Here is a 20667-nt window from a genome sequence, read left to right as displayed (position 1 = left end):
TTGCATATTTTCTACGATGTTAGCAGAAACCCCCATCGGGGCAGGACTTTGCCCGCCCGCAGCAGGCCGCTGAGCCCCCGATCGAGGATTGTTCGACAGGCGCTGGTCGGTCATCTATCGGCCGCTCAGTGCCAGGATGTCCCGATACAGTCCCTCGGGCAGCTCCACCCCGTCCTGTTGCGCGCGCTCGCGTGCCTCAAACCGGCGCTGCGACGGCAGGCGCGCACCTTGCGCCCGGATACTGTCGAACATGGCCTCCGCGCTCTGCGCCCCCTGGGCTGCCTTGGCGCCGCCCAGCAAGTGCGGGTTGAAGGCGAGGATGAGCTCGCCATGACACGGCGTGACCTGCGCGCCTTCATCGAAACGCTGGGAATCGGCACTCGTCATGTCCCCGATGAGCGCACCGCCCATCAGCTCTATCATGGCCGCCAGGGCCGAGCCCTTATGTCCGCCGAAGGTCAGCATGGCGCCATTGAGCGCCGCCTCGGCATCATCGGTCGGCGCACCGCTTGCGTCCACTGCCCAGCCCAGGGGAATCTTCTTTCCTGCACGACGGTGGAGCTCGATTTCACCCCTTGCGGCAGCGCTTGTCGCGAAATCGAACACATACGGATGCTGGCCCGGGCGCGGCCAGGCAAAGGCCATCGGATTGGTACCGAAGACCGGCTTCCCGCCCCCGGCCGGCGCGACCCAGCTGTGGCTGGGCGTCATCGCCAGGCCGACCAGCCCGGCCTCCGCAATGCGTTCGACTTCCGGCCACAACGCGGAGAAGTGATAGCAGTTGTTCACCACCAGCGCCGCAATACCGATGCTTTGCGCGTTCTCTATCAAGCGCCCGAGTCCCCGGTCGAATGCCAGCTGGGAGAAACCGAATCCGGCGTCAACCCGTGTAATGGCGGGAGACACCTCCTCCACCTCGGGCACAGCATCAAGCACCACCTTGCCTTTGCGGATGGCATCTACGCAGCTGATCAGGCGATACAGTCCGTGCGAATGACATTCATCGCGCTGACCCGCGGTGATCACGCGCGCAATGGATTCGGCATGGTCACGGGCCAGACCGTTGTGGGTCAGCGTGTCCACGCCCAGCCGGAAAACTTCGGCAAGCGACAATCTCATGGTTCCGGTGCTCACCCGCACTCCTTGTACATGTTGCGGCAGGCACTGCCACCGCGTCGTCCAGAAAGAAAAGCCACCCCGACCGGGGTGGCTCCCTAAGTCATCAGAGGCGTCGGGATCAGGACTTCACCCGGGCTCCAGCTTCCGCATCGACCTCACGCAAGGACTTCCCTCGCGTCTCCTTTGCCATGCCAACGCAGACAATCGAGATCAGCGCGGCCACAACCAGATAGATGGCGATGGGCGTCGAGGAGTGATAGCGCTCAAGCAGGGACAGACCTATCAGCGGCGCGAGCGAGCCGGCCATCAGCGGCGCCACCTGGTAGCACAGCGACAGCGCGGTGTAGCGCACATTGGTCGGGAACATCTCGGTCATCAGCGCCGAATAGGGCGAATAGGTCATCGACTCGATGAACAATCCCAGCACGATGGCGGCCATGATGATCCAGTCGTTCCCGGTATCCATCATGGGAAAGGCCACGAAGCCCCAGCCTGCGGTGAGGACGGCTCCGGTCAGATAGACCGGCTTGCGGCCGATGAGGTCCGACATCAGGCCCATGAGCGGAATGAAGAAGAAGTGGATCAGGTTGGCCGCGAACATCAGCTTCAGGATGCGCGTGGTATCGGCCCCCACCACCAGCTTCAGGTAAGTCAGCGAGAAGGTCACCACCATGTAGTAGAGGATGTTTTCCGCGAAGCGCGCACCGATACCGATGATGACCTGGCGCCAATGGTGCTTGAGCACATGGCCCACACCCAGCTGCTTTTCCTTCTTCAGCTCGCGACGCGCCTGCGCCTCCTTGAAGATGGGGGCATCATCGACCTTGCGACGGATCCAGAAACCGATCAGGACCACCACGGCCGAGAACCAGAACGCCACCCGCCAGCCCCAGCCCAGGAAGTCGGCTTCCGACAGGGAGCTGGACAGTATCAGCAAGATGATGGTCGCCACCAGATTGCCCAGCGGCACCCCGGCCTGCGGCCAGCTCGCCCAGTATCCGCGGCGGTTGTCGGGGCTGTGTTCGCTCACCAGCAGGATAGCGCCACCCCATTCGCCACCAAAGGCAAAGCCCTGGATCAGGCGCAGTGTCACCAGCAGCGCCGGCGCCCAATAGCCGATGGACTCGAACGTAGGCAGGCATCCCATCAGGAAGGTGGTAATGCCGACGACCACCAGGCTGATCTGCAGCAGATGCTTGCGGCCGAACTTGTCGCCGTAGTAGCCGAACACCAGTCCGCCGATAGGACGGGCCGCAAAGCCGACCGCATACAGCGCAAAGGCGGCCAGCAGGCCGTCGATGGGATTACCCGTCTTCTTGAAGAAGTGCGTCCCGAACACCAGCGCCGACGCCGTCCCGTAGAGGAAGAATTCGTACCACTCGGCCACCGATCCCACCATGGAAGCGGCCACTACCTGCTTCAGTTCACTGCTTGCACCCTTCGTTTTCGCTTCGCTCCCGGGCGCTGCGACATCCCCGTACTGACTCGTCATTTCCATCTCCTTGAGTTTTGATATTGCGCATCTAAGCCGGCGCCAGTGTATGACGACAACGAAGAATATACAATATCCAATACACAATCTACAAACATGGGATCCTGACAAGCAATTTCGATGCCAGACGACCCGCTCTGCAGGGCCGCAGTTTTCACCTGGAGATGGAGACAGCAGGATGGCAGGAACAGCCCTTCCCGCAAGGGCGGCAGCGCCCATTGGCGGCCTGTGGCAGGCAACTGGCGGATCAGGAAAACGGGGTGTGAAGATGGAGATGGAAGCCCGGCGGGCAGATCAACAGGGGGAACGACTGATCGTATTCAGGGCATTCTGCAGGATACCGGCGGGCTTCGCACCACTTCGGCGATCCCTTGATTCCCATCGAATGAGGAAAAGGCGAATCAGCATGCTGCCTGCCCCCGATCGATTCGCCAGAAACCAAAAACCCCCGCAATGCGGGGGTTTCGGAGAAATGCTTTGTGTCCTGGTCCCAGGCACAACTCAGAAGGGGATGTCGTCGTCCATGTCCGAGAAGTTGGGCGCCGGGCGCTGTGCCGGCTGCTGACGCGGGGCGCCGCCGCCACCGCCTGCACCACCGCCACCACCGGCGCTCTGGCGCGGAGCGCCGCCGCCATAACCACCGCCGCCGCCACCGCCGTAGCCGCCCTCATCCATGCCGCCGCCACCGCCAGCACCCTGGCGGCCGCCCAGCATTTGCATGGTGTCGGCAATGATTTCGGTGGTGTAGCGTTCGACGCCTTCCTTGTCCTGCCACTTGCGGGTCTGCAGGCGGCCTTCGACGTAGATCTGCGAACCCTTCTTCAGATACTGGCCGGCGATCTCGGCCAGCTTGCGGTAGAAGGTGATGCGGTGCCACTCGGTGAGTTCCTTCTTTTCGCCCGAGTTCTTGTCTTTCCAGCTCTCGGTCGTGGCCACGGCGATGTTGGTGACGGCTTCGCCATTGGGCATGTAGCGCGTTTCCGGATCGCGTCCGAGGTTGCCGACGATGATGACTTTGTTGACCGATGCCATTGTTTCTCCTGAATACGTTTAGGCTGTTGCACCTGCCGCCGGCGCGGTGCGGCGCGGCAGGTTTTTCATGTTAGCCGCGATTATAAGCCAGGACAGCGTGGCGACACCCGATAACAGAAAGACCGCCGAAATCCCGACATTCTGCTTGATCCAGCCACCCAATGCGCCACCACAGGACAGGCCCAGCGCCTGCAGCGTGTTGTACACGCCCAGCGCCGCGCCCTTGGCCGCCGGCGGCGCGATGCGCGACACCAGCGAGGGCTGTGCCGCCTCCAGGATGTTGAAGGAGACGAAGAACAGGAACAGCAAGGCCACCAGCATCCACCAGTGTCCCAGCGGATGGGAGAGAACCGCCCAGAAGCCCAGTTGCACCAGCAGCATCAACGCGATGGCGCCCAGGAAAACCTGCTTCATGCGGCCCTGCTTCTCGGCCACGATGATCGGCGGCAGCATCAGGACGAAGGAGGCCAGCACCACCGGCAGGTAGACCTTCCAGTGTTCGCCCAGCGGCAGGCCGGCATATTGCACCAGCGCCCCGGGGACCACCATGAACATGGCAACCTGGGTCAGGTGCAGGGTGAAGACGCCCATGTTCAGGCGCATCAGTTCGCCATGGCGCAGCACCTGGCCCAGCGAGACGCGCTTGGCCTGGACCCGCGGCGCATTGGGCACCAGCCACACCACCACCACAATGGCCAGCAGTGACAACACCCCGGTCAGGCTGAAGATGCCGCCCATGCCGATGGACTTGTAGAGCAGCGGCGAGGCCACCATCGAGACCGCGAAGGTCACGCCGATGGAGGCGCCGACCATGGCCATGGCCTTGGTACGATGCTCTTCGCGGGTGGAGTCGGCGATGAAGGCCGTGATGGCCGCCGAGATGGCGCCGGAGCCCTGCAAGGCCCGCCCCACCAGCAGCCACATCACGCTGCTGGCCGATGCCGCCACGAAGGAGCCCAGCGCGAACAGCACCAGGCCGATGACGATGATGCGCTTGCGGCCATAGCGGTCCGAGGCAATGCCATAGGGAATCTGGCCAAAGGCCTGCGCCAGACCGTAGATCCCCAGCGCGATGCCGACCAGGGTGTCGCTGTCGCCTCCGGGCAGGCTATGGGCATGCACCGCAAATACCGGCAGCACCAGGAACAAGCCCAGCATGCGCAAGGAAAAGATGGAAGCGAGAGACGCACTGGCGCGCACCTCGGCGCGCGACATGCCGGATTTTTCAGGCGATGCCGTTGAGCTCGTGGACTGGGACATACGTGTAGGGGGCTGGCGTTGGCGACTGCCGGACCTGCGTACAAATCCGGCTATGGGGCAAAAGCAGTATGGTAACAGCATCGACTGTCCCGCCGTCTGCAGCAATACCCCCTTAAACGAAGTCATGACCGCATTCCATGTGCGGCATCAATCCAACACCTGAAAGTCTTGCAGCTTTTTTAAGCACAAGCTTGCTGACAGATCTGTCATTTTCGGGACGGTTTATGCCAAAATGGCTGATTGCTCATTTTTCCTGCATCCCCCTATAAGCGCCATCGCGTCTGATCCGGAAGACATTTCCTGATGGCAACAAAATCGCCAAGAAAAATAAAGCAATCACGCGTACTGAGGGGGTGAGGACCGTCGAACGCAGAGGATGGCGATGACAGTGCCTGTGGGCATTTTCGTGTTTCCATTCCCCTGCGCGCCGGGGTCTTCCATGATTGATTTTGCGCGAACCGGATGCATGGTTCGCATTAGTGTCCAGCAATGTTTTTATTTACTTCGGCTTCCGAGTCCAAAGCAGAATCCGCTTTTACCGCCACGTCCACCGATGCCTGGGCCCGACGGGCGCTGCCCACGCGCACGGCCTGGCTGCTGCTGACCCTGATCGGCGCCGCCTGGCTGCTGCCGGGCATCTTCGCCCACGGCCCCTGGAAGCAGGACGAAACCTATACCTTCGGCATCATCCACCACATGCTGGTCTCGGGTGATTACCTGGTTCCGACCAATGCCGGCCAGCCCTTCATGGAAAAGCCGCCGCTGTACTACTGGACTGCGGTGCTGCTGGCCAAGCTCTTCCATCCGCTGCTGGACTACCATGATGGCGCCCGCCTGGCCAGCGTGTTCTACAACCTGGTGACGCTGGCCTTCGTGGCCCGCATCGCCAAGCTGGTCTGGCACCAGCGCGATACGCTGAGCCTGCCGGTACTGGGTACGCTGGCCCTGTTCGCCGGTTCTCCCGGCATGGTCAAGCATGCGCACGACATGTTCACCGACGTCGCCCTGGTCAGTGGCGGCGCCATGGCCATCTACGGCCTGCTGGCCATTGCCACCAACGAAAAGAACCGCACGCCGGCCTGGATGGCGGCGTTCTGGTTCGGCCTGGGCGTCGGCATCACCGAGATGACCAAGGGCCTGTTCATTCCCCTGACCTTCGCGGCTACCGCGATGGCCGTGGGCGTGATGGTGCGCGAATGCCGTAGCCTGTCGTACTGGAAGATGGTCGGCGCGGCCGTGCTGGTCTCGCTGCCCTTCTTCGTGGTGTGGCCGGCCCTGCTGGCACAGCACTCGGTGCCGCTCTTCATGGAGTGGTTCTGGGATAACAACGTCGGCCGCTTCTTCGGCTTCTCAGTCAACAAGCTGGGGTCGGATAACGATCAGGCCGTAATCCTGCGCGCCCTGTTCGGCTTCGCCCTGCCCGGTTCGGTGCTGGCCCTGCTGGCACTGGCGCTGGGCGACTGGCGCCGCATCGGTCAGCCGATGGTGGCGCTGCCGCTGGCCTTCGCCGGCATCAGCCTGGCCGTACTGCAAAGCTCGGCCACGGCGCGCCAGCTCTACCTGCTGCCGGTGCTGCTGCCGCTGGCCCTGCTGGCCGTGCAAGCCATCCCGCGCCTGCCTCACTGGGCCCACCTGGCCTGGGACTGGTTCTCGCGCATCGTCTTCGGCCTGATCTCCGTGGGCATCTGGGCGACCTATGTGGTCTCCACGCTGCCGACCAGCTACCACCACTGGATCGGCTTCATGGGCAAGTGGCTGCCGCTGGACTTCGTCACCCCCTTCCAACCACTGGCGCTGCTGGCGGCTGCCGCCATGAGCATCCTGTGGATCTGGAGCCTCAACAAGCTGCGCCTGTCGGGCCAGTGGCGCGGTGTCTTCAGCTGGTTCGGCGGCATCACCCTGATGTGGGGCCTGGCCTATACCCTGTTGCTGCCCTGGGCGGACTATGGCAAGAGTTATGAATATGTCTACACCGACCTGAAGACCCAGATCGCCCCGCTCTGGCAGCCCGGTGACTGCATGGCCAGCGAAAACCTGGGCGAGTCCGAGGCTCCGATGCTGTATTACTACACCGGCATCCTGCACCAGCCCATCGACGGCACCCGTCGTACCCAGTGCAACTGGGTGATGCTGCAGACCCCGGGCGTGGCGCCGCATCCGCATGGCCACTGGCGCCTGTTCTGGGAAGGGCGCCGCGACGGCGATACCGGACAGTTGCTCAAGGTCTACCAGCGCGCCGGTTGATGGCCGTGGTGTAGCAGACAACAAGATCGGATTACCCCCCAAGCCGGCCTCGCGCCGGCTTTTTTCATGGCTGCACTTTCATTTGCGGCAAGTGCGCCCACATGGGTCTCCTGCTGCGGCAAGCCTGCCTGCCGGCCATGCGCAGTCCTGTTATAGTTACATGTTGTCCCACCGCTGCTCCGCGCACGGCGTCATTCCACGCGGCGGCAGGAAACCCTAGCTGAAGGCATCCATGGAAGAAATTCGCATTCGCGGCGCGCGCACGCATAACCTGAAGAATATCAACCTAGACCTCCCCCGCAACAAGCTTATCGTCATCACTGGCCTGTCCGGTTCGGGCAAGTCTTCGCTGGCTTTCGATACCTTGTATGCCGAGGGACAGCGCCGCTATGTCGAGTCGCTGTCGGCCTATGCACGCCAGTTCCTGCAGCTGATGGAAAAGCCCGATGTCGACCTGATCGAAGGCCTGTCACCGGCCATCTCCATCGAGCAGAAGGCCACTTCGCACAACCCGCGCTCGACGGTCGGCACCGTCACCGAGATCCACGACTACCTGCGCCTGCTGTACGCCCGCGTGGGCACGCCCTATTGCCCGGATCACCCCGAACATCCGCTGGAGGCCCAATCGGTCTCGCAGATGGTCGATGCCGTGCTGGCCCTGCCGGAAGACACCAAGCTGATGATCATGGCGCCGGTGGTGGCCAACCGCAAAGGTGAACACGCCGACCTGTTCGAGGAGATGCAGGCCCAGGGCTTCGTGCGCTTCCGCATCCAGAGCGGCACCGGCGCGGCCAAGGTCTACGAGGTCGATGACCTGCCCAAGCTGAAGAAGACCGAAAAGCACACCATCGACGTGGTGATCGACCGCGTCAAGGTCAAGGCCGAGATCAAGCAGCGCCTGGCCGAGAGCTTCGAGACCGCGCTGCGCCTGGCCGATGGCCGCGCCATCGCGCTCGAAATGGACGGCGGCAAGGAACACCTGTACTCCAACAAGTTCGCCTGCCCCATCTGCGGCTATTCGCTGCAGGAGCTGGAGCCGCGCCTGTTCTCCTTCAACAATCCCATGGGCGCCTGCCCGGAATGCGACGGCCTGGGCCATATCGAGTTCTTCGATCCCAAGCGCATCGTCGCCTTCCCCAACCTGTCGCTGGCCTCGGGCGCGATCAAGGGCTGGGATCGTCGCAACCAGTTCTATTTCCAGATGCTCACCAGCATCGCCGCCTTCTACAACTTCGACCTCGACGTTCCCTTCGAGCAGCTCGACGACAAGGCCCAGCAGGCGGTGCTGTACGGCTCAGGCCGCCAGACCATTCCGTTCGCCTACGTCAACGAGCGTGGCCGCACCGTGGTCAAGGAGCACACCTTCGAAGGCGTGGTCAACAACCTGCAGCGCCGTTATCGCGAGACCGATTCGATGGCGGTCAAGGAAGAACTGGCCAAGTTCATCAACGAAAAGCAATGCCCCTCCTGCCACGGCGCACGCCTGCGGGTGGAAGCACGCTACGTGAAGGTGGGCAGCGGCAAGCAGCAGCGCGCCATCTATGAAGTGGCCGCCACGCCCCTGCGCGAAACCCTGTCCTTCTTCGAGACCCTGAAGCTGACCGGCGCCAAGAAGGAAATCGCCGACCGCATCATCAAGGAAATCGTCTCGCGCCTGACCTTCCTCAACAACGTCGGCCTCGACTATCTCTCGCTGGAACGCAGCGCCGACACCCTCTCCGGTGGCGAAGCCCAGCGCATCCGCCTGGCCTCGCAGATCGGCTCGGGCCTGACCGGCGTGATGTACGTGCTGGATGAGCCGTCCATCGGCCTGCACCAGCGCGACAACGACCGCCTCATCGACACCCTGCGCCACCTGCGCGACATCGGCAACACCGTGCTGGTGGTGGAACACGATGAAGACGCCATCCGCACCGCCGACTACATCGTCGACATGGGGATCGGCGCCGGCGTGCATGGCGGCGACGTGATCGCCCATGGCTCGCTGCCGGAGATCCTGAAGAACAAGAAGTCGCTGACCGCCAAGTACCTCAACGGCTCGCTGGAAATCGCCGTGCCCAAGAAGCGCACGCCCTGCGACGAGTCGCGCATGCTGACCATCACCGGCGCCACCGGCAACAACCTGAAGAACGTCGACCTGGAATTGCCGGTGGGCCTGCTGACCTGCGTGACCGGCGTGTCCGGTTCGGGCAAGTCCACCCTGGTCAACGACACGCTCTACCTGTCGGCGGCGCGCCACCTGTATGGCTCCCAGACCGAGCCGGCCGAGCACGAAGCCATCGGCGGCCTGGAACATTTCGACAAGGTGATCGCGGTGGACCAGGCCCCCATCGGCCGTACGCCCCGTTCCAACCCGGCCACCTACACCGGCCTGTTCACCCCCATCCGCGACCTCTTCGCCACCGTGCCGATGTCCAAGGAGCGTGGCTACAGTGCCGGGCGCTTCTCCTTCAACGTCAAGGGTGGTCGCTGCGAAGCCTGCCAGGGCGATGGCGTCATCAAGGTGGAGATGCACTTCCTGCCGGACGTGTACGTTCCCTGCGATGTCTGCCACGGCAAGCGCTACAACCGCGAAACGCTGGAAGTGCAATACAAGGGCAAGAACATCACCGAGATCCTCGACATGACGGTAGAGGATGCGCACGAGTTCTTCAAGCCGGTGCCGCTGATCGCCCGCAAGCTGCAGACGCTCTTGGACGTGGGCCTGGGCTACATCAAGCTGGGCCAGAGCGCCACCACCCTCTCGGGCGGCGAGGCACAGCGCGTGAAGCTGTCGCTGGAACTGTCCAAGCGCGATACCGGCCGCACGCTCTACATCCTCGATGAACCGACCACCGGCCTGCACTTCCATGACATCGACCTGCTGCTCAAGGTGATCCATCGTCTGCGCGACCAGGGCAATACGGTGACCATCATCGAGCACAACCTGGACGTCATCAAGACCGCCGACTGGATCATCGATCTGGGGCCGGAAGGTGGCGCCGGCGGTGGCCGTATCGTGGCCGCAGGCACACCCGAGGACGTGGCCAAGAATCCGGCCAGCGTCACCGGCAAGTACCTGGCCCCCTTGCTGAAGAAGAAAAAGTAGGAAAAACCGGCCCGCTCTTGCGCGCGCGCAAACGATACAGAAAAGAAGCACATCTGTATCTTGCGCGCCGCTGGCCGAGGCATACAGTCATGCACTTGGCGCAATCCATGCGCTCCTTGTGCAACCCAGGAAGTCCATCATGTCAAACCCGCTGTCCCCCGCCCAGGTCACTTTCTTCCGCGAGCAGGGCTACCTGCTGATCAAGGGCATGGCCTCCGCCGCGCTGCGTGAGCGCATGCTGGCGGTGACCCAGGATCATCTGCAACACGCCGTCGCCCCGCTCGAATACGAAGCCGAGGTCGGCTATGAGGGCGCCCCGGCCTCGCTGGAAGCCGAAGGCGGACGCACCGCGCGGCGCCTGCGTGCAGCCTGGCAGCGCGATCCGGTCTATCGCGAATGGGCCGGCGACGCGCAACTGGTGGCCATGCTGCACCAGCTGTTCGAGGAACCGGTCTGCATCACGCTGGCGCACCACAACTGCATCATGACCAAGCACCCGGCCTTTGGCACGGCCACTGGCTGGCATCGCGATATCCGCTACTGGTCATTCCCGCGCAACGAGCTGGTCTCGGTGTGGCTGGCGCTGGGTGCGGAGACGCCCGAGAACGGCGCGCTCAAGTTCATCCCCGGCTCCCACACGCTGCAACTGCAGCCCGAGCAGATGGATGAGCTGGACTTCCTGCGCCCGGAAGTGCCGGCCAACCAGGCCCTGTTTGCGCAGGGCATCGCGCTCTCGCTGGAACCGGGCGACGTGGTGCTGTTCCATAGCGGACTGTTCCACGCCGCCGGCCGCAATGACAGCGACCGGGTCAAGTGCTCGGCGGTGTTCGCCTATCACGGCAAGAGCAATCCCCCCTTGGCCGGCACCCGCTCGGCGGCTTCCGAGGATATCGCGCTGGACAACTGATCTTCCAGTGGCGGCACCTTCGTAACCGCCATTGCGGCGGCACTGCCCAGCTGGAACACGCTGACCGCCCGCTCCAGGCGCTGCGATTGTTCCAGCAAGGCCTGTGCCGAGGCGGCGGCCTGTTCGACCAGTGCCGCGTTCTGCTGCGTGGCCTGATCCATGAGCACGATGGCACGATCGATTTCCTGGATGCCGGTGCTCTGTTCCTGACTGGCGCTGCTGATTTCACCGACCATGTCAGTGACCTGGCGCACGCTGGCCACCACTTCATCCATGGTCTGTCCGGCCTGCCCGACCAGGGCCGTGCCCTTGCCGACTTTGTCCACTGAATCGTCGATGAGGTCCTTGATCTCACGGGCGGCGGCTGCCGCCCGTTGCGCCAGCGAACGCACTTCGGACGCCACCACGGCAAAACCACGCCCCTGTTCGCCAGCCCGCGCGGCTTCCACCGCCGCATTGAGCGCCAGGATATTGGTCTGGAAGGCGATACCATCGATCACGCCAATGATGTCCACGATGCGTGTCGAAGACTGGTTGATCGAGTTCATCGTATCGACCACCTGCCGCACCACCTCGCCCCCACGCACCGCCACTTCCGAGGCCGACGCCGCCAGCATGTTGGCCTGGCTGGCATTGTCGGCGTTGGCCTTGACGGTCGAGGTCAGCTGCGCCATGGCCGAGGCGGTCTGCTCCAGCGAACCGGCCTGCTGTTCCGTGCGCGCCGACAGGTCCAGATTGCCAGCGCTGATTTCCTTGGACGCCGCGCCAATGGTATCGGTACTGGCGCGCACCGCCGCCACGATCTGATGCAGGTTGGCCGTCATGTCCTTGAGCGCCTGCATCAGCTGTCCGGTTTCATCGTGGCTGCGCACCTCGATGTCGCGACTCAGGTCACCCGAGGCCACCACCCTGGCCAGCGAGACCGCCTGACCCAGCGGCCGGGAAATTGCCCGCACCAGCAGCACCGCCTCCAGGCAAGCCACCACCAGGCCGGTCAGCATGGCAGCGCCCATGACCAGCATGAGCAGGCGATAGCGCCCCTGTTCGGTCTCATAGAGCTCGCGGCCGACATCGATCTGCAATTGCTTCAGCTCCACCATCGTGTGATGCACCTCGTCGTAGCGCTTGCGCGCGGTGCCGCTGAAGATATCGTCGGCGGCCTGGAAGGTGCGCTTGCGCAAGGCCAGCAGGGTTGGCTTGAAGCCGTCCTCGATGAGGCTGGTGCGCTGCTTGAGGAATTGCTGCAGCAGGGTCGATTCCTGCTCGGTCAGGTAGGTGGCCTGGTAGATCTGGATATCGGGCTCGCTGGCCTGGAGCTTGTTTTCCAGCTCATCCAGGCGCCGGTCGATCTCGGCGGGATTCCAGCCTTCGCTGGAATCGAGCGTGATGATGCCGTAGATACCGTTGCTGGTGGCCTCCAGGGTGGCTTCGACGCGCTCCAGCAAGGACAGCGCCACCAGCCGGTCTTCGTACAGCGAACGCATGCGGTCGTTGCTTGATCGCAGGGCCAGCAGGCCCAGCACGCTCGATGCCACCAGCATCACAGCGAGGAAACTGATCGCCAGGATCAGGCGAAACTTGATACTCATCTTGTTCACGGATTCTCCCTATCGTTCTTGTACTTGTCACGATAGGGAGTGTCCCGCAAAGCGGCGCGAAATTACTGGCATTTGCTGACCGGCGCGGCAGCGCCGGCAGCGGGCGTGGGTGCGTTCAGACGATCAGGCGATCAGGCGATCAGGGCGGGGCCACCTGCGCTGCTCATCCCGCCCACCCCGCCCATTCCGCTCGTCCCGCCCAGCCGGAACACGCTGACTGCGCCACTCAACTGCGCCGCCTGTTCCTGCAGGGATTGCGCGGCGGCGGCAGCCTGCTCCACCAGCGCGGCATTCTGTTGGGTGCTCTCGTCCATCTGCGTGATGGCGCGGTTGACCTCCTCGATGCCCAGGCTCTGGTCCCGGCCGGCCGCACTGATATCGCTGACCACCTCGCTGACGCGCTGAACACTCCTGACCACCTCGTCGATGGTCTGGCCCGCCTGCGCCACCAGGGCGCTGCCACTGCCCACGCGTGCCACCGAATCGTCGATGAGAACCTTGATTTCCTTGGCCGCCGCAGCCGACCGCTGGGCCAGCGAGCGCACCTCGGAGGCCACCACCGCAAAGCCGCGTCCCTGCTCGCCGGCACGCGCGGCTTCCACCGCTGCGTTGAGCGCCAGGATATTGGTCTGGAAGGCGATACCGTCGATCACGCTGATGATGTCGACGATCTTGCTGGAAGACTGGTTGATGGCGCTCATGGTATCGACCACCTGGCGCACCACCTCGCCGCCGCGCACCGCCACCTCCGATGCCGACTGCGCCAGTTGCTTGGCTTCCTGGGCGTTCTCGGCATTGTGGCGCACCGTGGAAGTGAGTTGCTCCATGGTCGAGGCGGTCTCTTCGAGCGCACCGGCCTGCTGCTCGGTACGGGAAGAGAGATCCAGATTGCCGTGGGCGATCTCGGTAGAGGCCGTGCCGATGGTATCGGTGCTGGCACGCACCTGGCCGACGATGCCCTGCAGGTTCTCGTTCATCTGCTTGAGCGCCTGCATCAGCTGTCCGGTCTCGTCCTGGCTATGCACGACGATCTGTTGCGTCAGGTCGCCCGCAGCCACCGCCTGCGCCAGCGTGACAGCGCGCTGCAGCGGACGCGAGATGGCCTTCACCAGCAGGGCGCCCATCCACAGTGCCACCGCCAGGCCGGCGGCCATGGCCACGCTCATCACCACCAGCAGGAGCTGATAGCGCCGCTGGGCCTGCTCGTAGAGATCGCGACCGACATTGCGCTGCAGGTCCATCAGTTGCGCCAGTGTGGTGTGGGTCTCGGTATAGCGCTTGAGCATGGCATCGCCATACACCTCGATGGCACTTTGCAGGTCGCGATTGCGCAGGGCCTCGACGGCGGGCTTGATCCCCTCGGCGATGAATTTCTGCCGCTGCGCCACCATCTTCTGCAGCAGCGCGGCTTCCTCGTCGGTAAGCGCGGTGGCCTGGTATTGCTTGATGACGGCGTCATTGTCCTTGAGCGATTTTTCCAGCTTGTCCATGCTGGCATCGATCTCGCCGGAGTCCCCCACCAGCGAGCTGGAGATGCCGTTGCGCGCTGCATCCAGCGCCGAGGACATGCGCTCCAGCTCGGAGAAGGCGACCAGCCTGTCCTCGTAGAGCGAGCGCATCTGCGCATTGGTCGAGCGCAGGCTGGCGACGCCCAATACGCCGGACGCCACCAGCAGCAGGGCCAGAAAACCGATGACGAAAATCAGGCGTGCCCTGATCGTGAGTGTGCTGAACATGTTTCTCCTGGACTTGCGTTCTTGTTTTCTTTGCCAGCGACTCATCGTGTAAGCCGCTAGCGCGCATGGGTGCAGCGAGAGGCGCGGATAAGCCTGCTCACTGCCGCAGGGAAACACTAGCATTTCCCGTACCAAGGGAACAGGGGCGCGCCCGGCCAGGAGAACAATTATTTTGGTGTGGCGACCGGTTTATTTGCTGAGCAGGCGCTTTTCGGCCCGCAGGATGCTCTCCGAGCTGCCGCGCAGGACCACGATATCGCCGGCCAGGAGCACCGTATCCTGGCCCGCTTCGATACGCAGCTTGCCCCGCCGCAGCATGGCCACCTCGGCGCCGCACTGGGCCGGCAGGTCCAGCTCGGCCAGCGTGCGGCCAACCGCGCTGGCGCCGTCGATCAGCGAAACCGACTGCAGCCGTACGTTCATGCCCACGCCATCGGCCTCGGCGTCGGACATGCCGTGGAAGTAACCGCGCAGCGAGGCATAGCGTTCGTCGCGCGCATCCTGCACCCGGTGCACCACGCGGCGCAGCGGCACGCCCAGCATCACCAGCGCGTGCGAGGCCAGCATCAGGCTGCCTTCGAGCGCCTCCGGCACGACCTCGGTGGCGCCGGCATGGAGCAGCTTTTCCATGTCGGCGTCGTCGTGACTGCGCACGATCACGGGCAGCTCCGGTTCCAGCTCGGCGGCATGATGCAAGACCTTCAGCGCCGAGGGCGTGCTGGCATAAGTCACCACCAGGGCGGCGGCGCGATGGATACCGGCGGCCACCAGGCTTTCGCGCCGTGCGGCATCGCCATAGGAGACATTGGCGCCGCCATTGCGGGCATCCTGCACCAGCTCCGGGTCCATCTCCAGCGCATGGTAGGCGATGCCCTCTTCTTCCAGCAGCCGCGCCAGGCTCTGGCCGCTGCGGCCGAAGCCGGCAATGATCACATGCTTCTGCACCCCCATGGTGCGGGTAGCCAGCTGCGTCAGGGCCAGCGATTGCAGCATCCATTCATTGGCCGAGAGCTTCATGACGATGGCGTCGGACTTGGCCAGGATGAAGGGCGTCGCCAGCATCGAAAGCACCATGGCCGCCAGGATCACCTGGATGAGCATGGGGTCGACCAGCTTCAGGCCACCGGCCTGGCTCAGCAGCACGAAGCCGAATTCGCCGGCCTGCGCCAGCCCCAGGCCCACGCGCAGCGCCACGCCCGGGCTCGACCCGAACAGCCGCGCCAGCGCCGCGATCAGGCCGAACTTGAGCAACACCGGGCCGGTCAGCAGGGCCAGCACCAGGAACCAGTGGTCCACCAGGGTGCGCACATTGAGCAGCATGCCGATGGTGATGAAGAACAGGCCCAGCAACACATCGCGGAAGGACTTGATGTCTTCTTCCACCTGATGCTTGAACTCGGTCTCGGAGATCAGCATGCCGGCGATGAAGGCGCCCAGCGCCAGCGACAGGCCGGCCTTCTCGGTGATCCAGGCCGCGCCCAGGGTGATGAGCAGCAGGTTCAGCATGAACAGTTCCTGCGAGCGTCGCTTGACCACGATGCGGAACCAGCCACGCATGAGCTTCTGGCCGAAGAACAGCAGCAGCGCCAGCACCACCAGCGCCTTGCCGACCGCCCAGGCCAGGGTCACCATGATGTCGCCGGAATCCTTGGCCAGCGCCGGCACCACGATCAGCAGCGGCACCAGGGCCAGATCCTGGAACAGCAGCACGCCCAGGATGCGGCGGCCGTGCTCGGTCTCCAGCTCCAGCCGTTCGGTGAGCAGCTTGGAGACGATGGCCGTGGAAGACATGGTCAAGGCGCCGCCCAGCGCAAAGGCGGCCTGCCAGGTGACGTTGATGAATTGCGGCAGGAACATGGCCGCGCCCCAGGCCCCGACCATGGTCACGGCGATGGTGGCCGCCACTTGGGCTACGCCCAGGCCGAAGACGATATGCCGCATCGCCGAGAGCTTGGAGAGCGAGAACTCCAGGCCGATCGAGAACATCAGGAACACCACGCCGAACTCGGCCAGCGCATGGGTGGTCTCGTTATCCTCGGCAAAGGCCAGGCCGTGCGGCCCGATCACGATGCCCACCACCAGGTAGCCCAGCATGGGGGGCAACTGCATCATGCGAAAAGCGACCACGCCGAGCACCGCCGCGGCCAGAAGGAAGAGGGTCAGTTCCAGTCCGGAAAACATGTGTGGATGATGTGATTCTGGTAACGATGTTGGGACTCGCCGGGAATCAGCACGGGCAATCGCATTGACCACCGTGAAGCGAGAAACATGCCGGATGGCCGAGATGGGTGGGCAGATCAAGCCGATCAGGCCGATCGGGATGATGGCCGCGGCACGCCAGCACCGGCCCAGTTTGGTGCGCACCAGTTTGTGGATTCAGGCCGGCGACATGGCAACAGCAGCTTCATTCCTGTGCCCCCATTGCCTTACCATTTTTTGCACCGCAACCTGATATCGTCGCCACTGCCAGTGCGCTCCCTGTTGCAAGCATGCTGCACCGCGCCCGACCGGGTCAGGCCAGCAGCATTCCCTTACATCTGGCAAGTTTTTTGCTTTGCTAATTCGTTTATACTTCGGTTATGAGTGTAACCGATGACAAAACCACGCCTGCATCTTTTTCGGCCGGGGATGCCCGCCGCGCCCTCGAACTGGCGCGCCAGACCCTGCAGATCGAAGCCGATGCCATCCTGGCGCTGAAGAACCGCCTGTCCGACGACAGCGCCGAGCCACTGGCCCAGGCCGTGCATCTCTTGCTGCAAAGCAATGGCCGCGCCGTCGTTTCCGGTATCGGCAAGTCCGGCCACATCGGCCGCAAGATCGCCGCTACCCTGGCCTCCACCGGCACCCCGTCGCTGTTCATGCATCCGGCCGAAGCCGCCCATGGCGACCTGGGCATGGTGACGGCCAAGGATGTCTTCATCGCCATTTCCAACTCCGGTGAAACCGCCGAGCTGATGGCCATCGTGCCCATCGTCAAGCGCATGGGCGCGGTCATCATCTCCATGACCGGCAATGACAACTCCAGCCTGGCCCGGTTGTCCACCGTCCACCTGAACGTGGGCGTGGACAAGGAAGCCTGTACCCTCAACCTGGCCCCCACCGCCAGCACCACGGCCACCCTGGCCATGGGCGACGCGCTGGCGGTCTCGCTGCTGGATGCGCGCGGCTTCCTGGAAGAGGATTTCGCCCGCTCCCACCCCGGTGGCGCGCTGGGCCGCCGCCTGCTGACCCATGTGCGCGATGTGATGCGCAGTGGCGATGCCATCCCGGCGGTACGCCCGGATGTCTCGCTGTCGGAGGCGCTCATGGAAATCACGCGCAAGGGCATGGCCATGACGGCCGTGGTGGATGCGGACTTCCGTCCCATCGGCGTGTTCACCGACGGCGACCTGCGCCGCCTGCTCGAACGCGGCCAGGACTTCAGCAAGTTCTGCATCGCCGACATCATGCACGCCAACCCGCGTACCGTGAACCAGGACCAACTGGCGGTGGATGCCGTGCAGTTGATGGAAGAATTCCGCATCAACCAGTTGCTGGTCACCGATGCCGATGGCGTGCTGACCGGTGCGCTGCACATCCATGACCTGACCCGTGCCAAGGTGATCTGATGACCACGCCAGCCTTCGCCAGCACCTTCGACCCGGCCGTCCTGGCCAAGGCCGCCGCTATCCGCCTGATGATCTTCGACGTCGATGGCGTGCTGACCGATGGCGGGCTGTTCTATGGCGAAGACGGCGAAGCGTTCAAGCGCTTCAACGCCCTGGATGGCCACGGCATCAAGATGATGCAGCAGTTCGGCACGGCGGCAGCCATCATCACCGCGCGCCAGTCGCCCTACGTGTTGCGTCGTGCGCGCGATCTCGGCATCGCCCAGGTGTTCCAGGGCGTGCATGACAAGCGCCAGGCCTTCGAGCAACTGCTGCAGCACACCGGCCTGAGCGCATCGGCCTGCGGCTACCTGGGTGACGACGTCATCGACCTGCCGGTGCTGACCCGGGTCGGCTTCAAGGCTTGCGTGGCCAATGGTCATCGCGAGGTCAAGGCCCGCAGCGACTACGTGACCCAGGCCAGCGGCGGCAACGGCGCGGTGCGCGAAGTCTGCGACCTGGTGCTGGCCGCCCAGGGCAACTACGAGGCGGCGCTGGCGCCGTACCTGGCATGAGCGGGCGCAGCGGCGAACGTGCAGCCGACCGGATCCGCATCGTGGTGATCCTGGTCCTGCTGATCGGCGCCGCCCTGGGCAGCTTCTGGGTGCTGCAGGCGCTGCGCGCCACTGGCGACCAGCAGGCGGCGCAACGTCCGCGCGGCAAGCCCGACTACTACCTGGACAACTTCAACTACGTGAAGATGGGGCCGACCGGCCTGCCGCGCTACGACGTCTCCGGCACCAAGATGGTCCACTTCCCGCTGGACGACTCCTTCGAGATCACCAAGCCGGTGGTGCACAACCTGGACAAGGAAAAGCCCCCCATGGAGCTGTACTCGGACACCGCCCACGTGACCGATGACCAGACCCAGATCCACATGTACGGCAATGCCAACGCCATCCGTGGCGCCACCAAGGGACGCGACCCCATGCACCTGGTGTCGGAATACCTGCTGTTGCTGCCCGACGATGAAATCGTCAAGACCGACAAACCGGTTGCAATGACGATGGGCACCACCAGATTGAATGGTGTGGGCATGCTGGCCAACAACGCCACGGCGGTCGTGCAGTTGTTTGGCAATGTCCGCGGCTACTACGAGCCGGCCCCGAAGAAACGCTGAGTCCCTCCCCATTACAACAAGATCGCCAAGACCCGACAGGAATCTATGAAACGCTCACTCTTACTGCCCTTGTTGATGCTGGTTGCCGTGTGCGGCGTGGCGCGTGCCGAGAAGGCCGACTCCACCAAGCCCACCAACATCGAAGCAGACCAGATGGTCTATGACGACGTGCGCCAGGTGAAGACCTTCACCGGCAATGTCGTGATGACCCGCGGCACGCTCATCATCAAGGCCGGTCGCGTGGTGTTGACGACCGACCAGTACGGCTACGAGTATGCGACCCTGTACGCCGCCCCGGGCGCACTGGCCAGCTTCCGCCAGAAGCGCGATGGCGGCCCCGACCTGTGGATCGAAGGCCAGGCCGAGCGCATCGAGTACTCCGAGCAGACCGAGATTTCCAAGCTGTTCCAGCGCGCCCACATCCAGCGCATGGATGGCAAGCGCGTCACCGACGAGGTCAATGGCGAGTTCATCTCTTATGACAGCCGCGCCGAGTTCTACTCGGTCAACAACACCGTCAGCGGCGAAAGCAAGCCGGGCGCCGGCCGCATCACGGCCGTGATCCAGCCCAAGAGTCCGCCGCCGGCCGGTGCTGCGCCTGCTCCCGCCCCTGCTTCCGTCCCGGGTCAGCCGGCCGCGCCGCAACGCAAGCCCCAGGCCGCGCAACCCGGAAAGGACCAGTAATGACGAGCTCGCTGGTAGTCCGCGGACTGAAGAAAAGCTATGGCGCCCGCCAGGTCGTGCGCGATGTCTCCATGGAAGTGCGCAGCGGCGAAGTGGTCGGCCTGCTCGGCCCCAACGGCGCCGGCAAGACCACCTCCTTCTACATGATCGTGGGCCTGGTGCCGTCCGATGGCGGCGAGATCGACCTGGATGGCTCGCCCATCTCGCGCCTGGCCATCCACAAGCGCGCCACGCTGGGCCTGTCCTACCTGCCGCAGGAAGCCTCGGTGTTCCGCAAGCTGACGGTGGAAGACAATATCCGCGCCGTGCTGGAACTGCGCAAGGAAGACGGCAAGTCACTCTCGCGCGACGAAATCGAGAACCGCCTCAACAACCTGCTGCACGAACTGCAGATCGAGAAGCTGCGCGAAAGCCAGGCCCTGTCGCTGTCAGGCGGTGAGCGCCGGCGCGTCGAGATCGCCCGCGCCCTGGCCACCGATCCGCGCTTCGTGCTGCTGGATGAACCCTTTGCCGGTATCGACCCGATCGCGGTGATCGAGATCCAGCGCATCGTGCGCTTCCTCAAGGAACGCGGCATCGGCGTGCTCATCACCGACCACAACGTGCGCGAAACCCTGGGCATCTGCGACCGCGCCTACATCATCAACCAGGGCACGGTCCTGGCCAGCGGCAATCCGGATGAGATCATCGCCAACGAATCGGTCCGACGCGTCTACCTGGGAGAGCACTTCCGCATGTAA

Annotated in this window: 17 protein-coding genes; 10 read left to right on the top strand and 7 right to left on the bottom strand. The window is 63.9% G+C overall.

Translation table 11 applies throughout. From position 1 onward, the window contains the following. Window positions 1–114 precede the first annotated feature (114 nt). The 4 genes from ACIPHN_RS15420 to ACIPHN_RS15405 all read right to left on the bottom strand — a co-directional run bounded on the left by ACIPHN_RS15420 (window position 115) and on the right by ACIPHN_RS15405 (window position 4858). Window positions 115–1119 (bottom strand): Ldh family oxidoreductase, encoded by a 1005-nt coding sequence (locus ACIPHN_RS15420; protein WP_400437570.1) that lies wholly within the window; start codon window positions 1117–1119, stop codon window positions 115–117. A 118-nt stretch (window positions 1120–1237) separates the two neighbouring features. Then, window positions 1238–2611, bottom strand: a complete 1374-nt coding sequence (gene abaF, locus ACIPHN_RS15415; protein ID WP_400437535.1) for a fosfomycin efflux MFS transporter AbaF — start codon at window positions 2609–2611, stop codon at window positions 1238–1240. 501 nt (window positions 2612–3112) lie between these two features. After that, window positions 3113–3643: a single-stranded DNA-binding protein gene (gene ssb / locus ACIPHN_RS15410; RefSeq protein WP_400437534.1), complete on the bottom strand. Its 531-nt coding sequence runs from the start codon at window positions 3641–3643 to the stop codon at window positions 3113–3115. Between the two features lie 18 nt (window positions 3644–3661). Beyond that, on the bottom strand, window positions 3662–4858 hold the full coding sequence (locus ACIPHN_RS15405; RefSeq protein WP_400437532.1) for an MFS transporter: 1197 nt from the start codon (window positions 4856–4858) through the stop codon (window positions 3662–3664). Here ACIPHN_RS15405 and ACIPHN_RS15400 point away from each other — a divergent pair. The 4 genes from ACIPHN_RS15400 (at window position 4800) to ACIPHN_RS15385 (ending at window position 11142) form a co-directional block, all read left to right on the top strand. Beyond that, a complete protein-coding gene (locus ACIPHN_RS15400) occupies window positions 4800–5066 on the top strand; it encodes a hypothetical protein (protein WP_400437575.1) in 267 nt (88 codons plus the stop codon). The genes ACIPHN_RS15405 and ACIPHN_RS15400 overlap by 59 nt on opposite strands. 326 nt (window positions 5067–5392) lie before the next feature. After that, window positions 5393–7147 (top strand): ArnT family glycosyltransferase, encoded by a 1755-nt coding sequence (locus ACIPHN_RS15395; protein ID WP_400437531.1) that lies wholly within the window; start codon window positions 5393–5395, stop codon window positions 7145–7147. Window positions 7148–7379: 232 nt separating this feature from the next. After that, window positions 7380–10235: an excinuclease ABC subunit UvrA gene (gene uvrA / locus ACIPHN_RS15390; protein WP_400437530.1), complete on the top strand. Its 2856-nt coding sequence runs from the start codon at window positions 7380–7382 to the stop codon at window positions 10233–10235. 139 nt (window positions 10236–10374) lie between these two features. Next, window positions 10375–11142, top strand: a complete 768-nt coding sequence (locus ACIPHN_RS15385) for a phytanoyl-CoA dioxygenase family protein (RefSeq protein ID WP_400437528.1) — start codon at window positions 10375–10377, stop codon at window positions 11140–11142. Here the strand turns inward: ACIPHN_RS15385 and ACIPHN_RS15380 are convergent. From ACIPHN_RS15380 to ACIPHN_RS15370, 3 genes are all read right to left on the bottom strand, one after another. After that, window positions 11070–12731: a methyl-accepting chemotaxis protein gene (locus ACIPHN_RS15380; RefSeq protein ID WP_400437569.1), complete on the bottom strand. Its 1662-nt coding sequence runs from the start codon at window positions 12729–12731 to the stop codon at window positions 11070–11072. The two genes, ACIPHN_RS15385 and ACIPHN_RS15380, sit on opposite strands and share 73 nt — an antisense overlap. A 140-nt stretch (window positions 12732–12871) precedes the next feature. Continuing rightward, window positions 12872–14476: a methyl-accepting chemotaxis protein gene (locus ACIPHN_RS15375; protein WP_400437526.1), complete on the bottom strand. Its 1605-nt coding sequence runs from the start codon at window positions 14474–14476 to the stop codon at window positions 12872–12874. A 189-nt stretch (window positions 14477–14665) separates the two neighbouring features. After that, window positions 14666–16657 carry a cation:proton antiporter gene (locus tag ACIPHN_RS15370; RefSeq protein WP_400437524.1) on the bottom strand — a complete coding sequence of 664 codons (1992 nt, stop codon included), beginning with the start codon at window positions 16655–16657 and terminating at the stop codon, window positions 14666–14668. A gap of 64 nt (window positions 16658–16721) precedes the next feature. Here ACIPHN_RS15370 and ACIPHN_RS15365 point away from each other — a divergent pair, with 64 nt between their 5' ends. From ACIPHN_RS15365 to lptB, 6 genes are all read left to right on the top strand, one after another. Beyond that, window positions 16722–16928 carry a hypothetical protein gene (locus tag ACIPHN_RS15365; protein WP_400437522.1) on the top strand — a complete coding sequence of 69 codons (207 nt, stop codon included), beginning with the start codon at window positions 16722–16724 and terminating at the stop codon, window positions 16926–16928. Between the two features lie 127 nt (window positions 16929–17055). Further along, window positions 17056–18084 carry an SIS domain-containing protein gene (locus tag ACIPHN_RS15360; protein WP_400437521.1) on the top strand — a complete coding sequence of 343 codons (1029 nt, stop codon included), beginning with the start codon at window positions 17056–17058 and terminating at the stop codon, window positions 18082–18084. Beyond that, window positions 18084–18638, top strand: a complete 555-nt coding sequence (locus ACIPHN_RS15355; RefSeq protein WP_400437519.1) for a KdsC family phosphatase — start codon at window positions 18084–18086, stop codon at window positions 18636–18638. The genes ACIPHN_RS15360 and ACIPHN_RS15355 overlap by 1 nt, the downstream gene beginning before the upstream one ends. Beyond that, window positions 18635–19243, top strand: a complete 609-nt coding sequence (lptC, locus tag ACIPHN_RS15350; protein ID WP_400437517.1) for an LPS export ABC transporter periplasmic protein LptC — start codon at window positions 18635–18637, stop codon at window positions 19241–19243. The genes ACIPHN_RS15355 and lptC overlap by 4 nt, the downstream gene beginning before the upstream one ends. A gap of 45 nt (window positions 19244–19288) precedes the next feature. Continuing rightward, window positions 19289–19927 carry a lipopolysaccharide transport periplasmic protein LptA gene (lptA, locus tag ACIPHN_RS15345; RefSeq protein WP_400437515.1) on the top strand — a complete coding sequence of 213 codons (639 nt, stop codon included), beginning with the start codon at window positions 19289–19291 and terminating at the stop codon, window positions 19925–19927. Beyond that, window positions 19927–20667 carry an LPS export ABC transporter ATP-binding protein gene (gene lptB, locus ACIPHN_RS15340; RefSeq protein ID WP_400437513.1) on the top strand — a complete coding sequence of 247 codons (741 nt, stop codon included), beginning with the start codon at window positions 19927–19929 and terminating at the stop codon, window positions 20665–20667. The genes lptA and lptB overlap by 1 nt, the downstream gene beginning before the upstream one ends.

This window comes from Herbaspirillum sp. NPDC087042 (genome assembly GCF_044745245.1).
Classification (GTDB): Bacteria; Pseudomonadota; Gammaproteobacteria; order Burkholderiales; family Burkholderiaceae_D; genus Herbaspirillum.
Note: the sequence above shows the minus strand (reverse complement) of the source record. Positions and strands in the feature narration are given on the sequence as shown.

Bases quoted from the DNA above. Each gene is read 5' to 3' on its own strand.
- ACIPHN_RS15420 (WP_400437570.1), bottom strand. From the start codon at position 1,119: ATGAGATTGTCGCTTGCCGAAGTTTTCCGGCTGGGCGTGGACACGCTG.
- abaF (WP_400437535.1), bottom strand. From the start codon at position 2,611: ATGACGAGTCAGTACGGGGATGTCGCAGCGCCCGGGAGCGAAGCGAAA.
- ssb (WP_400437534.1), bottom strand. From the start codon at position 3,643: ATGGCATCGGTCAACAAAGTCATCATCGTCGGCAACCTCGGACGCGAT.
- ACIPHN_RS15400 (WP_400437575.1), top strand. From the start codon at position 4,800: ATGCGCAAGGAAAAGATGGAAGCGAGAGACGCACTGGCGCGCACCTCG.
- ACIPHN_RS15405 (WP_400437532.1), bottom strand. From the start codon at position 4,858: ATGTCGCGCGCCGAGGTGCGCGCCAGTGCGTCTCTCGCTTCCATCTTT.
- ACIPHN_RS15395 (WP_400437531.1), top strand. From the start codon at position 5,393: ATGTTTTTATTTACTTCGGCTTCCGAGTCCAAAGCAGAATCCGCTTTT.
- uvrA (WP_400437530.1), top strand. From the start codon at position 7,380: ATGGAAGAAATTCGCATTCGCGGCGCGCGCACGCATAACCTGAAGAAT.
- ACIPHN_RS15385 (WP_400437528.1), top strand. From the start codon at position 10,375: ATGTCAAACCCGCTGTCCCCCGCCCAGGTCACTTTCTTCCGCGAGCAG.
- ACIPHN_RS15380 (WP_400437569.1), bottom strand. From the start codon at position 12,731: ATGAGTATCAAGTTTCGCCTGATCCTGGCGATCAGTTTCCTCGCTGTG.
- ACIPHN_RS15375 (WP_400437526.1), bottom strand. From the start codon at position 14,476: ATGTTCAGCACACTCACGATCAGGGCACGCCTGATTTTCGTCATCGGT.
- ACIPHN_RS15370 (WP_400437524.1), bottom strand. From the start codon at position 16,657: ATGTTTTCCGGACTGGAACTGACCCTCTTCCTTCTGGCCGCGGCGGTG.
- ACIPHN_RS15360 (WP_400437521.1), top strand. From the start codon at position 17,056: ATGAGTGTAACCGATGACAAAACCACGCCTGCATCTTTTTCGGCCGGG.
- ACIPHN_RS15355 (WP_400437519.1), top strand. From the start codon at position 18,084: ATGACCACGCCAGCCTTCGCCAGCACCTTCGACCCGGCCGTCCTGGCC.
- lptC (WP_400437517.1), top strand. From the start codon at position 18,635: ATGAGCGGGCGCAGCGGCGAACGTGCAGCCGACCGGATCCGCATCGTG.
- lptA (WP_400437515.1), top strand. From the start codon at position 19,289: ATGAAACGCTCACTCTTACTGCCCTTGTTGATGCTGGTTGCCGTGTGC.
- lptB (WP_400437513.1), top strand. From the start codon at position 19,927: ATGACGAGCTCGCTGGTAGTCCGCGGACTGAAGAAAAGCTATGGCGCC.